This is a genomic window from Streptomyces zhaozhouensis (assembly GCF_900230195.1).
Taxonomy (GTDB): Bacteria; Actinomycetota; Actinomycetes; order Streptomycetales; family Streptomycetaceae; genus Streptomyces; species Streptomyces zhaozhouensis.
The window spans coordinates 152,915-167,649 of sequence record NZ_OCNE01000011.1 but is presented as its reverse complement, the minus strand read 5'-3'; the positions used below and the strand labels follow the sequence as shown (position 1 = coordinate 167,649).

At 74.1% G+C, this 14,735-nt stretch carries 11 protein-coding genes; 5 read left to right on the top strand and 6 right to left on the bottom strand.

The window, feature by feature from the left end; translation table 11 throughout:
- The first annotated feature begins 61 nt into the window (after positions 1-61).
- Positions 62-1,885 carry an endonuclease/exonuclease/phosphatase family protein gene (locus tag CRP51_RS16915; protein ID WP_097232054.1) on the top strand — a complete coding sequence of 608 codons (1,824 nt, stop codon included), beginning with the start codon at positions 62-64 and terminating at the stop codon, positions 1,883-1,885.
- Positions 1,886-1,964: 79 nt separating this feature from the next.
- Here CRP51_RS16915 and CRP51_RS16910 read toward each other — a convergent pair whose 3' ends face one another.
- Positions 1,965-2,570 carry a dihydrofolate reductase family protein gene (locus tag CRP51_RS16910; RefSeq protein ID WP_097232053.1) on the bottom strand — a complete coding sequence of 202 codons (606 nt, stop codon included), beginning with the start codon at positions 2,568-2,570 and terminating at the stop codon, positions 1,965-1,967.
- Positions 2,571-2,707: 137 nt separating this feature from the next.
- Here CRP51_RS16910 and CRP51_RS16905 point away from each other — a divergent pair, with 137 nt between their 5' ends.
- Positions 2,708-3,733, top strand: a complete 1,026-nt coding sequence (locus tag CRP51_RS16905; protein WP_097232052.1) for a phosphotransferase — start codon at positions 2,708-2,710, stop codon at positions 3,731-3,733.
- Positions 3,734-3,949: 216 nt separating this feature from the next.
- Here CRP51_RS16905 and CRP51_RS16900 read toward each other — a convergent pair whose 3' ends face one another.
- A complete protein-coding gene (locus CRP51_RS16900; RefSeq protein ID WP_097232051.1) occupies positions 3,950-4,666 on the bottom strand; it encodes an SAM-dependent methyltransferase in 717 nt (238 codons plus the stop codon).
- Positions 4,663-5,673: an NAD(P)/FAD-dependent oxidoreductase gene (locus tag CRP51_RS16895; protein WP_097232050.1), complete on the bottom strand. Its 1,011-nt coding sequence runs from the start codon at positions 5,671-5,673 to the stop codon at positions 4,663-4,665. The genes CRP51_RS16900 and CRP51_RS16895 overlap by 4 nt, the downstream gene beginning before the upstream one ends.
- Before the next feature lie 148 nt (positions 5,674-5,821).
- On the opposite strand from CRP51_RS16895, the gene CRP51_RS16890 reads away from it, so the two are divergent.
- Positions 5,822-6,499 carry a helix-turn-helix domain-containing protein gene (locus CRP51_RS16890; protein ID WP_097232049.1) on the top strand — a complete coding sequence of 226 codons (678 nt, stop codon included), beginning with the start codon at positions 5,822-5,824 and terminating at the stop codon, positions 6,497-6,499.
- A gap of 410 nt (positions 6,500-6,909) precedes the next feature.
- On the opposite strand, the gene CRP51_RS29995 is transcribed toward CRP51_RS16890, so the two are convergent.
- The 3 genes from CRP51_RS29995 to afsR all read right to left on the bottom strand — a co-directional run bounded on the left by CRP51_RS29995 (position 6,910) and on the right by afsR (position 10,643).
- The gene (locus CRP51_RS29995; RefSeq protein ID WP_281259668.1) at positions 6,910-7,044 is read right to left on the bottom strand and encodes a hypothetical protein; all 135 of its coding nucleotides are present in this window, start codon (positions 7,042-7,044) and stop codon (positions 6,910-6,912) included.
- 171 nt (positions 7,045-7,215) lie between these two features.
- Positions 7,216-7,524, bottom strand: coding sequence for a hypothetical protein (locus CRP51_RS16885; RefSeq protein ID WP_097232048.1), 309 nt, complete (start codon positions 7,522-7,524; stop codon positions 7,216-7,218).
- 188 nt (positions 7,525-7,712) lie between these two features.
- Positions 7,713-10,643, bottom strand: coding sequence for an SARP-family global regulator AfsR (gene afsR, locus CRP51_RS16880; protein ID WP_097232047.1), 2,931 nt, complete (start codon positions 10,641-10,643; stop codon positions 7,713-7,715).
- Between the two features lie 207 nt (positions 10,644-10,850).
- Between afsR and CRP51_RS16875 the strand changes: the two genes are divergently transcribed.
- The gene (locus tag CRP51_RS16875; RefSeq protein ID WP_097232046.1) at positions 10,851-13,466 is read left to right on the top strand and encodes a bifunctional FO biosynthesis protein CofGH; all 2,616 of its coding nucleotides are present in this window, start codon (positions 10,851-10,853) and stop codon (positions 13,464-13,466) included.
- A complete protein-coding gene (locus CRP51_RS16870; protein ID WP_097232045.1) occupies positions 13,463-14,584 on the top strand; it encodes an ADP-ribosylglycohydrolase family protein in 1,122 nt (373 codons plus the stop codon). Before CRP51_RS16875 ends, CRP51_RS16870 begins: the two co-directional genes overlap by 4 nt.
- Positions 14,585-14,735 lie beyond the last annotated feature (151 nt).

The following is a 14,735-nucleotide window of genomic DNA, read 5'->3' as shown; positions in this document are numbered from 1 at the left end:
CTCGGGCGGGCTCGCACCCCGAACGGCGGAGCACCGGGTGCGGGCACTAACCTCACCCGCCATGAGCCCCGTCGCGCGCCCGCTGCCCTTGCTCACCGCCGTCGTCGCCCTGATCACCCTCGAACTGCTGCGGCTGGGGACCACGGTGCTGGGCGGCTCCGGCACCGTCGCGGTCGCGGCCGTGCCCGCGTTGGCCTGCTTCGCCGGCCCGTTGACCTGGTGGTTGGGCTCGCGGCAGGGGCTGACCGTCGCGGTCGGCGTGCTGGCGGGCGCGCGGCTGCTGGTGCAGTTCCCGGTGGGGCGCTCGGTGCCGCTGGTCGGCTTCGCGCTCGCCTCGGCGCTGGTGGCGCTGGTGCTGGTGGTCCGCCGCGACATGGGCGACGCGGCGGCGGGCCCCGGCCGCGCGGCGCGGGCGATCGGGCTGGCCGTCGCCTTCGACCTGGCGCTGCGCCTTCCGCTCGACCTGCTGGACCTGATCTGGCGCGGCCGGATGCTGGGCTGGCTGCTGGTGCTGGCGCTGGCCGCGATGCTCGGCCCGCTGGCGAGGGCGGCGGCCACGGAACGGCTCACCCGCCCCGAGGGCGGCGCGCAACTCGCCGTGCTGGGACCGGCGTTCGCCCTGTACGCGATGGTGCTGGCCGCGCCGGGCGCCGTCGCGGTGGCCGGCGGGGTCTCGTTGACCACGGCGGGGCTGTGGCTGGGGGCCGGGGCGGCCGCCGGGATCGCGCTGCTCTCGCTGCCGGAGCCGGCCGGACTCGGCCGCTGGACCCGCTGGGCGCTGCCCGCCGCGCTGCCGCTGGCCGTCGCCGGCGTGACGCTCGGCCCGGCGCCGCTGGTCGCGCCGTCGGCGCTGCTGGGTCTCGCGGTGCTGCCCGCGGTGCTGCGGCGGGCGCTGGCGGTGCCGACGGGCTTCGGCCACGGTCCGCAGTTCGACCTGGCCCTGGCCGGCCTCGGCACCGGGCTCTCCTGCGTGCTGCTGGCCGCCGGCTACGAACTCCGCCTGTTTCCCTGGGCGTTCGCCCTGCTGCTCGCCCTCGCGCTGGCCGCCCGCGCGACGCGCGTCAACCAGGCGCCGCCGCCGCTGGCGCGGGCGTTCGTGCCGGTGGTGGTCGCGGTGCTGCTGCTCGCCTGGTCGCCGCTGGCCGGCGCGCTGCGCCCCGGTCCCGAGCCGCTGCCGACCGACACGGCCGGCGGCATGTACCGGCTGATGACGTGGAACGTGCACTCGGCCATCGCGCGGGACGGGGAGTTGACGCCGGAGGCGCTGCGTGCGGTGATCCAGGACTCGGGGGCGCAGGTCGTCGTCCTCCAGGAGGTGCCGCGCGGCACGCCGGGCGCCGGCGGGCTGGACCTGGTGACGTTCCTGGAGCGCCGGCTTGACGTGACGGCGGTCTGGGCGCCGGCCGCCGACGAGCGGTTCGGCAACCTGGTCCTCACCTCGCTGCCGGTGGTCCACGCCGAGACCGGCGCGCTCCCGCGTGCCGGCGGCGACATGGACCGTTCGTTCGCCGACGTCACGGTGCGGCTGACCGACGGCGAGACCGCCCGGGTCGTCGGGACCCATCTGCACGGCGGCTCCTCGCCCGAGCCCCGGCTGGCCCAACTGGACCCGCTGCTGGACCGGGTGGCCGGCGACCCGAACGCGGTGCTGGCCGGTGACCTCAACGCGCGCGCGGACTCGGAGGAGATCGAGACCGTCCGGGCGACGGGCCTGCGCAGCGCGCAGGACGAGGTGGGCGACCCCTCGCTGAACACCGCCGTCCGTCCCGAGCGCCGCGTCGACTGGATCTTCGGCGCTCCCGAGGTGGCCTTCGGCGGCTTCGAACTGATCGACACCACCGCCTCCGACCATCTGCCGCTGACCGTCACCGTCTTTCTGGAGTAGCGGCGTTCAGCGGGGCGGACCGCTCAACGGCGCCCGACGCGGAGGCCGCCCGCCGCCGCGTCGCCGCCCCGGAGGCGGCTCACGCCCCGTCGCCGTCCGACGGCGTGCCGCCGTCCGACTCGACGCCGTCGACCGCGTAACGGAGCGCCACCGCACCGCCCTTGAGGTGGCGCTCCTCCAACAGGCCGAGACGCAGCCGCAGTCCGCGGGGAAACGCCGCCAGGCCGCCGCCGACCGTGACCGGGTTGAGCAGCAACCGGACCTCGTCCACCAGCCCGGCGGCCAGCGCCGGTGCGGCCAGGGTCGGTCCGGAGACGGCGAGGTCCGCCGTCGCCTCCGCCTTCATGGCCCGGACCGCCTCCACGTCGAACTCCCGCTCGATCCGGGTGCGCGCCGTCTCCACCGAGTCCAGCGTCCGCGAGTAGACCACCTTGTCCGCCGCCAGCCAGACGTCCGCGAACTCCCTTTCCACCGGGGAGAGTTCCGCCTTCTCCCCGGCCGTCTCCCAGTAGACCGACTCCTCGTACATGCGCCTGCCCAGCAGATAGGTGCCGTAGGCGCGTTCCCACTCGCTGACGAGGGCCATCCCCTCCTCGTCCGGGGCGCTCCACTCGTAGGCGCCGCTCTCGTCGGCGAGGTACCCGTCGAGGGAGGTGATGGCGGAGTAGATCAGTCGGCCTGCCATGAGCAATGGTTCCTTTCCGGAATGGGAACGCCGAGACGTTCGCCCAGTACACCCCAGGAGATCACGAGCGGGCGGAAGCGGTGAGGAAGACGTCAAGTTCAGGCATGTCAGGGACAGTTGTGTGATGGGGTAGTCCTATGGACGTCAATGGGATCGTGGTGGAGACCGGCGGCTATCGCGCCGTGACCCCGTGGGAGGACGAGAAGTGGCGTGCGGAGGCGCTCGCGTGGATCTCCGAGCGGCTCGCCCACCGCGACCTGGTCGCCGGCGGCGACCCCGTCTGGGCGCGGCTCCGCCCGTGGTCCGTCGTCCTCCGCGTCCCGGTCACGGACGGCAGCACCGTCTGGTTCAAGGCCAACCCGCCCCGCTCCGCCTACGAACCCGCCGTCATGGCCGCCCTGCACCGCTGGGCCCCCGGCCGCGTCGTCGAACCGTTCGCCGTCGACACCACCCGCGCCTGGTCGCTCCTCCCCGACGCGGGGCCGATGTTCGCCGAGGTCCTGACCAACGACCCGGAGGATCTGGCGGCCTGGACCGAGATGCTCGCCCAGTACGCCCAGCTGCAACGCGAAGCCGAGTCGCACGCCGAGGAGTTGCTGGCCATGGGGGTCCCCGACTTCCGGCCGCCGCGCCTCGTCGAACGCTACCGCTGCCTCGTCGAGACCTCCGGCAGCCTCCGCGCCCCGGAACGCGAGGCGCTGCGGGCGGCGACCCCCCGCTTCGAGGAGTGGTGCCAACTCCTCGCCGACTCCCCGGTCGCCTGCTCGCTCGACCAGTCCGACCTGCACCCCGCCTCGGTCCTCACCGGAGGCCAGTACCTCACCCCCACCGGCGCGCTGACCGGCGACGGCCGCTATCTCTTCTTCGACTGGGGCGACTCCTCCGTCACCCATCCCTTCGCCAGCCTGCTGGTCGTCGGACGGGTCCTCGACGAACGCTTCGACCGCGACCCCGCCGCCCGCACCCGCGCCTGGGACGCCTACCTCGACGCCTGGGCCGAACGCGGCACCGGCCTCCCGGAGCTGCGCACCCTCGCGACGGTCGCCTGCCGCGTGGCGGCCGTCTGCCGCGCGGACACCTGGGACCGCGTCTTCCCGAGCATGTTGCTGACGACGGCCTACCGCGACGCCCATATCGCCCGGTGGCTGCGGGAGTTGCTGTAGGCGGCGTCCGTCCTGGTGCGCGCGCCGTCCCCGTGCCGGGCCCGCGGCTCGCGCGGGGGCACAGGACCGGGCGGGGTCCCGCGGTTTCCCGGGGCGGCGGCGGAGGGCCCCCCGAGGCGCCTCCGCCGTTCGCCTTGCCGACCTTGCCGACCTTGCCGACCTTGTTTGGCCTTGCCAACCTTGCCGACCTTGCCGGCCTTGTTCGCCGGGCGGCCGTCACACCAGGGGGCGCCGGCGGGCCTTGACGGTCTGGTCGGTGCGGGTGACGGCCTCACCGGTGTGGGGGTTGGTCTGCCGCCGCGGGTGGCGTTCGGCCAGCAGCACCTCCCACTCGCCCGGGGCCAGCTCCAGCGAGTCGACGGTCTCCTCCGGCGTCGGGAAGTGGACGTCGGAGATCTCGTCCTGCCACGGCGGAAGCCCCCCGTGCGCCTCGATCAGCAGCGTGCCGCCCGGCGCCACCGCCGCTGCCGCCGCGCGCAGCACGTGCGGGCTGAGCGTTCCGTCCCTGAAGTGCAGGAAGTGGGTGCTGACCAGGTCGAACGCGCCGGTCGGGAAGGTTTCGGCCAGGTCGTGGCGCTGCCACTCGATCCGGTCGGCGACGCCGGCCTCCGCCGCGTGGTCGGCGGCGCGGCCGAGGGCGACGTCGGAGACGTCGACGGCGGTGACCCGCCACCCCAGACGCGCCAGGTGGATGGCGTCGCCGCCCTCCCCGCAGCCGAGGTCGAGCGCGGTGCCGGGGGAGAGGTCGGCGGTCTCGCGGGCCAGCACCTCGTTGGCGCTGCCGCTCCAGAAGTGGCCGCCCTCCGCGGAGGCGTAGCGCCCGTTCCAGTACTCGTGGTCGGTGAGCTGCTCCACGTCGTGCCCCGCTTCCTGGTTCCCGTCGTGGTCCTGGCCGTGCTGGTGCTGGCCGTGCTGGTGCTGGTGCTGGGTCATCGCGCGCTCCTCCGGGAAGGGGTCGGAACGGCCGGGGTGTCGGCCTCGATCAGGTCCATGTTGATCACCGCGCCGGCGCGGACGCCGGCCGCCGCCGAGCTGACGACGTGCTCGTTGATGCCGGCCGCGTTGCCCGCGACCCACACGCCGGGGACGGGGGAGCGGCCGGTCGGGTCGGTCTCGATCTGGGTGCCGAGCACCTGGCCCTCCATGACCACGTCGGTCGGTTCGAGCCCCAACGCGGCCAGCGGGCCAAGCCGCACGGTCGAACGCGGCGAGACCACCACCGCCCGGCACGGCACGGAGCCGCCGCCGGCCAGGGTCAGGCCGCTGAGCGCGCCGTCCCGGTCGCGGGTCACCGCGGTGGCCCGGTCGTCGACGACGGTGACGCCCGCGGCCTCCAGCCGCGCGCGCCGGGCGTCGTCGAGCGCGGGGGCGGTGTGGGTGACCAGGGTCACGTGGTCGCTCCACTGGCTCCACAGCAGGCCCATGTGCGCGGCGAGCCCGTTGCTGGCGAGCAGCGCGACCGGCTGGTCGCGCACCTCCCAGCCGTGGCAGTAGGGGCAGTGGAGCACGGTTTCGCCCCAGTGCTCGGCGAGCCCCGCCACGTCGGGCAGCTCGTCCCGCACGCCGGTGGCGACCAGCAGCCGGCGGGCGGTGACGGAACGGCCGTCGCTGAGGCCGAGCCGGAAGAGCGGCGAGTCGGGCCCGCCCAGGGCCTCGGCCGAGGTGACGGAGACCGGGGTGAGGACCTCGGCGCCGTAGCCGCGCACCTCCTTCCTGCCGGCGGCCAGGATCTCGGCGGGCGGGGCGCCGTCCCTGGTCAGGTAGTTGTGGGCGTGCGCGGACGGCGCGTTGCGCGGCTCGCCCGCGTCGATCACCAGCACTCGCCGGCGAGACCTGGCCAGGGCCAGGGCGCCGCTGAGGCCGGCCGGGCCGCCGCCGATCACCGCGACGTCGTACGCGTCGCGGTCGTCCCCGGACGGCGGGGTCCCACGTGTGGTCATCGGGGTTCCTCCCTCGGGAATGGGGGTGTGGTGCGCATCGTCATGAATGTCGTTGTCACTGACTCGGAGCCTGCGGCAGCCGGGGCCAGAACGACAAGTCCTGTTGCCGGGATGGCAACATCCGGGCCGGGGGGCGCATGATGGGGTCATGGACGGAGGCGAGAACGCACGGGACGCGGGCCGCGCGCGGCGGGCGACGGGGGCCGGGGCGGCGGCCGGGTCGGCCGGGGCCGACCTGGCGCGGGTGCTGAACGACGTGGGGCCGAGGCTGCGGGCGCTGCGCCGGGAGCGCGACGTCACCCTGGCGGCGCTGAGCGAGGAGACCGGGATCTCCGTCTCCACCCTCTCCCGGCTGGAGTCCGGGCGCCGCAAGCCGACGCTGGAGCTGCTGTTCCCGCTGGCCAAGGCGTACCGGGTGCAGTTGGACGAGCTGGTGGGCGCGCCCACCACGGGGGACCCGCGGATCCACCCGCGGCCGTTCGTCCGGCACGGGCAGACCTTCATCCCGCTGACGCGCTATCTCGGCGGGCTGCACGCCTACAAGCAGATCCTGCCGCCGCACTACGGCTGCGACGCCGAGCCGCGCGTGCACGAGGGCTTCGAGTGGTGCTATGTGCTCTCCGGGCAGGTGCGACTGCGGCTGGGGGACCGGGTGTTGACGTTGACGGCGGGGGAGGCGGCCGAGTTCGACACCCGGGTGCCCCACGCGTTCAGCAACCCGGGCGACCAACCGGCCGAGTACCTCAGCCTCTTCGGGGCACAGGGGGAACGGATGCACGTCCGGGCGCGGCCGACAGCGGGCGGCGAGGGCGGCGAGGAGGGCTGACGGAAGGCGGGGAGGGTTGAACGGGAGGCGGGGGCGGCCGGGGCCGTGGGCCGGCGGCCGGCGGCGCCGAGGCCGGAGACCGTGCGGCCGGAAGTCTCCGAAGCCTCGCGGAGGGGGCGCGTCGCGCCTGGGACATCGGCCGTCGGCCCCCACCGACGGCCGATGTCTGGGTGGTTGTCGAGCCGGTCCGGACGGCGCCCCCTCCACGCCGCCCGAACCCCTTGCTCGGAACCTGCCCGGCGACTCCCCCGTCGCCGCCGAGCAGGCACACCACCGGGGAGGCCGGCCGCGCACCCCTGTGCGGCCGGACAACACTGAGCATGTCAGGCCGCCATAAACAGCCGATAAACGCGTGAGGGCGGCCCCCGCGAGGGAGCCGCCCGTGGTTGCCGGCGGTGGCTGAGCCGGCGTCACCTACCCGTGGACTGGGCGCTTCCCCCGGGGCCGCCGCTGCTGTAGTGGTCCGCCTGGGCCACCCCTGCCGAGGCGCCCCACACCGCGGTGACCAGGGCCAGACCGACGGCGAACTTTCTGATGCGGGTCATGACGGACTCCTCACTGGGAACGCCGACACGCGTCCCCTCCCGTGGCGTTGTGGAACCCCGCGCCGCGTGGCGCGACGCGGGGCGTCGTGCGAGGTGGTGCCGTACGTCTTGCAACACGAAGGCCGGCCCCCGAAACTTCGGGAGCCGGCCTCGGATAAGACCATTGTGAGCTCAGGAGGCGTAGTGGTCCACAGGGGCCACCGGGCCGGGCTTGTCCTTCGGCTCGCCCGAGGCGTAGTGGTCGCCCTTGGTCTCGACCTCGCCGTCGGTGTCCCGCTCGGGGACGTGCCCCGCGGCCTTGGGCTCACCGGAGGCGTAGTGGTCGCCCTTGGTCTCCACCGAGCCCTCGGCGGGCTCGCCCGAGGCGTAGTGGTCGCCCTTGGTCTCCACCGAGCCCTCGGCCGGCTCGCTGGAGGCGTAGTGGTCGCCCAGCGGACGGACCTGCTGGGGCTTCTTGCTCTCGGTCGTGGTGTCGGTCATGGTCAGCTCCTTGACGGTGTGGCTGTCATGGGGCGACACGGTCAGGCAGCAACCCCCCGTTGTGCTTCGGCCGATCCCAGCCAAAGATCGCCCGCCCCCGTGTTGTTGAGACGGTCCGCAGCCTGGCACGCCGAAATAAATGATCTCTAAACGTCCGAACGTGAGAAATCCCGAGCCGTCCTGCGTCCCTAGACGCGCGTGGGGGTCAGGAGGTTCCTCGCCTCGCCGGCCTCCGGCGCGCCCATCGTCTCCAGGATCTTCAGCGCGTCCTGCCAACAGGCCCGCGCACGGTCCGTCTGCTGAAGCTCCGCCAGCGCCCGTCCGAGCACCAACAGCACGGTGCCGCGCCGCCATTCGCCGCCGATGCCGCCGAGCGCCAGGGCCCGCTCCGCGTGCCGGGCCGCGTCCCCCGGGCGGTCGGCGGCGAGGTGCACCTCGCTGATGCGGTAGTGGGTGACGCCCTCCCAGAGCCGCTGCCGGGTGGCCCGGAAGACCTCCATCGCCCGGTCGAACTCCTCCAGCGCCTCCCGGTGGCGGTCCGCCCTGTTGAGCGCGACCCCCAGCGTGTAGCGGACGTTGGCCAGCCGCAGCGGCTGCCGCGCGCCGTCCAGGAGCATGGAGACACAGGCGCGCGCCATCTCTATGGCGCTGTCCACCCGGCCGGTGTCCAGGTGGACGCGCGCCAGGTTGCACAGCGCGCTGGCCCGCCCCGGCAGGTTGTCGTCCTTGCGGTACTCCTCGACCGCGCGGCTCAGATAGCTCTCGGCCGCCTCCAGATCGCCCCGGTAGATGCCGATGATGCCCCGGTCGTTGAGCGCGGTGGAGACCGCGTACGGGTCGTCGGCCGCCGTGCCGAGGAGCAGCGCGTGCTGGCTCTCCGCGTCGGCCTCGTCGAACCGGCCGTCCACCGAGTGCCCGTGGGCCAGCAGCGCGTGCAGCCGGCCCTGCGCCAGGTCGTCGTCGGCCTCCTGCGCGGTCGCGAGCATCCCCCGCACCACCTGGTTGAACTGGTGGGAGAACGCGCCGGACTCGGAGAGGTCCTGCACCGTCAGCAGGGTGTCGACCGCGCGCCGCAGCCCCTCGGAGGAACGCTGCTGGCGGACGCTGGCCAGCAGGCACTCCGCCTCGCTGAAGAGCCAGTCGAGCGCCGAGGCGCGGTCCCGGAAGGTGAGCCCCGGGTGGTCGGTGGGCGCCAGGTGGTCGATCAGCCGGTCGCCGGGGCGTTCGAAGGCGTAGACCCGGGCGCTGGACGCCAGGAAGTACTCCAACAGCCGCGCCAGCGCCGCCTCCCGCTCGGCCGGGGGCTGCTCGTCGCGTTCCGCGCAGGCGCGGGCGAAGAGCCGCACCAGGTCGTGCAGCCGGTAGCGGCCCAGGGGAGCGGACTCCAGCAGCGAGGTGTCCACCAGGGACTCCAGCAGCTCCTCCGTCGTCTCCAGGTCGCGGTCCAGCAGCGCGGAGGCGGCGGCGAGCGAGATGTCCGGGCCCTCGGTGAGGCCCAACAGCCGGAAGGCGCGCGCCTGCTCGGTCTCCAACTGGCCGTATCCCAGCTCGAAGGTGGCCTTCACGGCCTGGTCGCCGGCCTTCAGCTCGTCGAGCCTGCGCCGCTCGTCGCTCAGCTTCCTGGCCAACGTCGAGACGGTCCAGGTGCGGCGGGCCGCGAGCCGGGCCGCGGCGATCCTGATCGCCAGCGGCAGGAAGCCGCAGGCGCCCACGACCGCCATCGCCGCCTTGCGCTCGCCGGTCACCCGGTCCTCGCCGACGATCCTGGTGAAGAGGGTCAGCGCCTCCTCGGGGCTCATCACGTCCAGGTCGACCAGGTGCGCTCCGGCCAGGTCCACCATCCGCAGCCGGCTGGTGATCAGCGTCGCGCAGCCGGGCGCGCCCGGCAGCAGATCGCGGACCTGCGCGGCGTCACGCGCGTTGTCCAGCAGGATCAGCACCCGCCGGCCGGCCAGCAACGAGCGGTACAGGCCGGACCGTTCGTCCACGCCGTCCGGGATGTCGTCGTCCGGTATGCCCAACGCGCGCAGGAAGGCGGCCAGTACGGCGGTCGGCTCGGCCGGCGCTTCGCCGGCGCCCTGGAGGTCCACGTACAACTGTCCGTCGGGGAAGTGCTCCCGCACGGAGTGCGCCACCTGCACGGCCAGCGTCGTCTTGCCGACGCCGCCGATGCCGGCGACCGCCGAGACCGCCATCACCTGGCTGCCGGAGCCCGCCAGCTGCGAGCCCAGCTCGGCGACGAACGCGCCGCGGCCCGTGAAGTCCGGCACGGCCGCCGGCAGTTGCGCCGGGCGCACGCGGGGGCGCCTCGGGGAGCCCGTGGACACGGTCTTCAGCGTCAGCGAGCTGTCCGCGTTGAGGATGCGCTGCTGCATCTCCGACAGCTCGACGCGCGGCTCGACGCCCAACTCGTCTATCAGCAGCCGCCGCGCGTCCGCGTAGACCGCGAGCGCCTCCGCCTGCCGACCGCTGCGGTAGAGCGCCAGCATCAGCAGCTCGCGCAGCCGCTCCCGCAGCGGGTGCGCCGCGGACAGCGCGGTCAGCTCCGCGACGGAGTCGGCGTGCATCCCGGCCTGGAGCCCGACGTCCAGCCGCTGCTCGCGCAGCGTCAGCAGTTGCTCGGCCAGCCGGTTGCGCTGCATCTCGGCCTCGGGGCCCGGCAGTCCGGCGAGCGCCTCGCCGTTCCACAGGTCGACGGCCGCGCCGTACAGCTCGTGGGCCTGCGTCAGCTCCCCGCCGCCGACCGCCTTCTCGGCCGCCGCGCTGAGCCTGGACACCTCGTCCAGGTCCAACTCGTCGCGCGGGCCGAGCCGCAGCAGATAGCCGCCGGACTGGCTGACCAGCACCGAGGAGCGGGAGCCGAAGGACTTCCGCAGCCGGGAGGCGTAGGTGCGCAGCGCGGCGATCGCCTGCTGCGGCGGCTCGTCCCACAGCGCGTCCACCAGCTCCGTCGCCGAGGCCAGCCGGCCGCGCCGCAGCAACAGCGTCGCCAGCAGGGCGCGTTGCTGGGGCGATCCTGGGGGCAGGAGGTGTTCTCCCTGCCATGCGCGCACCGTTCCGAGCACCGCGAAGCGCAAGGTAGGTGTGTAACCCCCCGTGGTCCCCTCACCAACGGCCATGGTGTCCTCTGCTTCTCAACCTCTGCATGTATGGGGCGAACGTTGGAGTCTATCCGTCATCACGGAGTCCGTTAAAGACCAAGGTGGCCATCGCAGTGTGGCACGGAGTGGGCGCCGCCGGGAGTCGGTGCCCGGGAGAGGCGCCACTCCAGGCCACACCCGCACCGCGTCCTGTGGTGCCGGGGGGCCGCCTCTTATCCTCGAACCATGACGAGAAGCGCGGATGTTCCCACGGCCAACGCCATGCGCCGGGCGCTGCGCCGGGCCCGTGACGGGGTGGCCCTGGACGTGACAGAGGCCGCCGTGTTGCTCCAGGCGCGCGGCGCTGACCTGGAACAGCTCGCCGAGGCCGCCGGTCGGGTGCGGGACGCCGGGCTCGCCGAGGCCGGGCGTCCCGGGGTGATCACCTACTCCCGCAAGGTCTTTGTTCCGCTGACCCGGCTCTGTCGTGATCGTTGCCATTACTGCACCTTTGTGACCGTTCCGGGGAAGCTTCGTCGAGAGGGGCACGGCATGTTCCTCTCCCCGGACGAGGTGCTGGAAATCGCCCGTCGGGGTGCCGCACTGGGGTGCAAGGAGGCGCTCTTCACCCTCGGCGACCGCCCCGAGGACCGCTGGCCCGAGGCGAGGGAGTGGCTGGCCGCGGCCGGCTACGACGACACCCTCTCCTACGTGCGGGCCATGGCCGTCCGGGTCCTGGAGGAGACCGGGCTGCTGCCCCACCTCAACCCCGGTGTGCTCACCTGGACCGACTTCCAGCGGCTCAAGCCCGTCGCCCCCTCCATGGGCATGATGCTGGAGACCACCGCCACCCGGCTGTGGTCCGAGCCCGGCGGGCCCCACCACGGCTCGCCCGACAAGGAGCCGGCCGTCCGGCTGCGCGCCCTGGAGGACGCGGGCCGCTCCAGCGTCCCGTTCACCAGCGGGCTGCTGCTGGGCATCGGCGAGGACTTCACCGAACGTGCCGAGTCGCTCTTCGCGCTGCGCCGGATCTCCCGCACCTACCGCGGCATCCAGGAGGTCATCCTCCAGAACTTCCGGGCCAAGCCCGACACCGCGATGCGCGCCATGCCCGACACCGAACTCGCCGAGCTCGCCGCCGCCGTGGCCGTCGCCCGGCTGCTGCTCGGCCCCGCCGCGCGCCTCCAGGCTCCGCCCAACCTGGTCGACGAGGAGTACGCGCTGCTCATCCGCGCCGGCATCGACGACTGGGGCGGCGTCTCTCCCGTCACCCCCGACCACGTCAACCCCGAGCGCCCCTGGCCCGCCATCGCCGAACTCGCCGCCCGCACCCGGGCCGCCGGCTTCGAGCTGCGCGAACGCCTCACCATCTACCCGGAGTTCATCCGCCGCGGCGAACCCTGGCTCGACCCCAGGCTGCTGCCGCACGTCCAGGCGCTGGCCGACCCCGCCACCGGGCTCGCCGACGAGAACGCGACGCCCCGCGGCCTGCCCTGGCAGGAGCCCGACGAGCCGCTGGTCGCCAGGGGGCGCACCGAGCTGCACCACACCATCGACACCGAGGGCCGCACCGGCGACCGGCGCGCCGACTTCGACTCCGTCTACGGCGACTGGAGCGAGCTGCGCGCCCTCGCCCAGCCCGGCCTCACCCCCGACGCCGGGGCCTCACCCCGCCTCGACGGCGAGGCCCGCGCCGCGCTCGCCGTCGCCGCCGACGACCCGACCCGGCTCACCGACGCGCAGGCACTGACCCTGCTGCACGCCGACGGCCCCGCGCTGGACGCGCTGACCGACGTCGCCGACCAACTGCGCCGCCAGGTCGTCGGGGACGACGTGACCTACGTCGTGACCCGCAACATCAACTTCACCAACGTCTGCTACACCGGCTGCCGGTTCTGCGCCTTCGCCCAGCGCCGCACCGACGAGGACGCCTACACCCTCTCCCTCGACCAGGTCGCCGACCGCGCCCAACAGGCGTGGGAGGTCGGCGCCGTCGAGATCTGTATGCAGGGCGGCATCCACCCCGACCTTCCCGGCACCGCCTACTTCGACCTGGTGCGCGCCGTGCGCGCACGCGTCCCCGGGATGCACATCCACGCGTTCTCGCCCATGGAGGTCGTCAACGGCGCGACCCGCACCGGGATGTCGATCCGCGAGTGGCTGACCGCCGCCCGCGACGCCGGGCTCGACACCATCCCCGGCACGGCCGCCGAGATCCTCGACGACGAGGTGCGCTGGGTGCTCACCAAGGGCAAGCTTCCCGCCGACACCTGGATCGAGGTGATCTCCACCGCCCACGAGCTGGGGCTGCGCTCCTCGTCCACCATGATGTACGGCCATGTCGACCAGCCCCGGCACTGGCTGGGCCACCTGCGCACCCTCGCCGCTCTCCAGCGGCGCAACGAGGAACGCGGCGTCGAGGGGTTCACCGAGTTCGTGACGCTGCCGTTCGTCCACACCAACGCGCCCGTGTACCTCGCCGGCATCGCCCGGCCCGGCCCCACCGCGCGCGAGAACCGGGCCGTCACCGCGATGGCCAGGCTGCTGCTCCACCCGCACATCCGGAACATCCAGACGAGCTGGGTCAAGCTCGGCACCGAGGGTGCCGCCGAGATGCTGAGGTCCGGCGCCAACGACCTGGGGGGCACCCTGATGGAGGAGACGATCTCGCGGATGGCCGGCTCGGCCTACGGCTCGCACCGCAGCGTCGCCGAGCTGACGGCGATCGCCGAACTCGCCGGCCGCCCGGCCCGCCCGCGCACCACCACCTACGGCGCGGTCGACCCCGAACGGGTCGCCACCGCGCTCGCCGAGGACGGGCGGCTGCCCAGGCTGCTGCCGCTCGCCGGCGGTGCCGGGTGACCGCCCCGGTAGGCGGCGCCCTGTGGGGGCGCGGGGACCAGCAGGACTTCCGCAGCCGGGTGCGCGGCTGCCTGCTCGGCGGCGCGATAGGCGACGCGCTCGGCGCCGGCGTCGAGTTCGACTCGCTGGAGGCGATACGCGCGGCCCACGGGCCCGACGGCGTCACCGACTACGTCCCCGCCTACGGCCGGCGCGGCGCGGTCACCGACGACACGCAGATGACCCTCTTCACGGTGGACGGCCTGATACGGGCCCATGTCCGCCGCGACACCGGCGCCTGGCACCCCCCGACCGACGTGCACGCCGCCCACCGGCGGTGGTACCGCACCCAGAGCGAGTGGGGTCCGGACGAACGCCGGCCCGGCGACGGCTGGTTGGCGCGCGAGGAGTGGCTCTACAGCCAGCGTGCCCCGGGCCGCGCCTGCCTCGGCGGGCTCGCCGACGAGCGGATGGGCACCGTGGAGAAGCCCAAGAACCCGGACTCCAAGGGCTGCGGCACGGTGATGCGCTCCGCGCCGTTCGGGCTGCTCGTCGGCTGGGAGCCGCAGCTGGTCTTCCAACTCGGCGTCGAGTGCGCCGCCCAGACCCACGGCCATCCGACGGGGATGCTGGCGGCCGGCGCGTTCGCCGCCATCGTGCACGCGCTGGTGCGCGGCGACGACCTGGACGCGGCGGTGCAGAAGGCCCTCGCCCAACTCGCCACCAGGCCGGGGCACGAGGAGACCACCGAGGCGTTGAGGCAGGCCCTCGGCGCGGTCCGCCAGGGGCTGCCGACGCCGGAACGGGTCGCGTCGCTCGGCGAGGGCTGGACGGCGGAGGAGTCCCTGGCGATCGGCGTCTACTGCGCGCTGGTCGCGCAGGACATCCGCCACGGGCTGCTGCTCGCGGTCAACCACGGCGGCGACTCCGACTCCACCGGCTCCGTCTGCGGCAACCTGCTCGGCGCCCTCCACGGCGAGACGGCCCTGCCGCCGGCGTGGCTGGCGGAGTTGGAGGGCCGCGCGACGATCCTGGAACTCGCGGACGACTTCGCGATGGAGATGACCCAGGGCCCGGCCCTCCACGGCCCCGGCGACTCCGCCCGCATCTGGCTCGAACGGTACCCTCGCGGGGCGTAGCGGGAGCGACGACGCGTTCGCCGACGACGTACCGTTGTCGCCCTCCCCGCGCCCCCAAGCCGCCCACCGGCGTGTGGGGGGCGCGGGGAACTGCGCGGGTAACCGTCTACCGTGCCGCGGTCGACAACGCACCCGCGGCCCACGCTCCGTG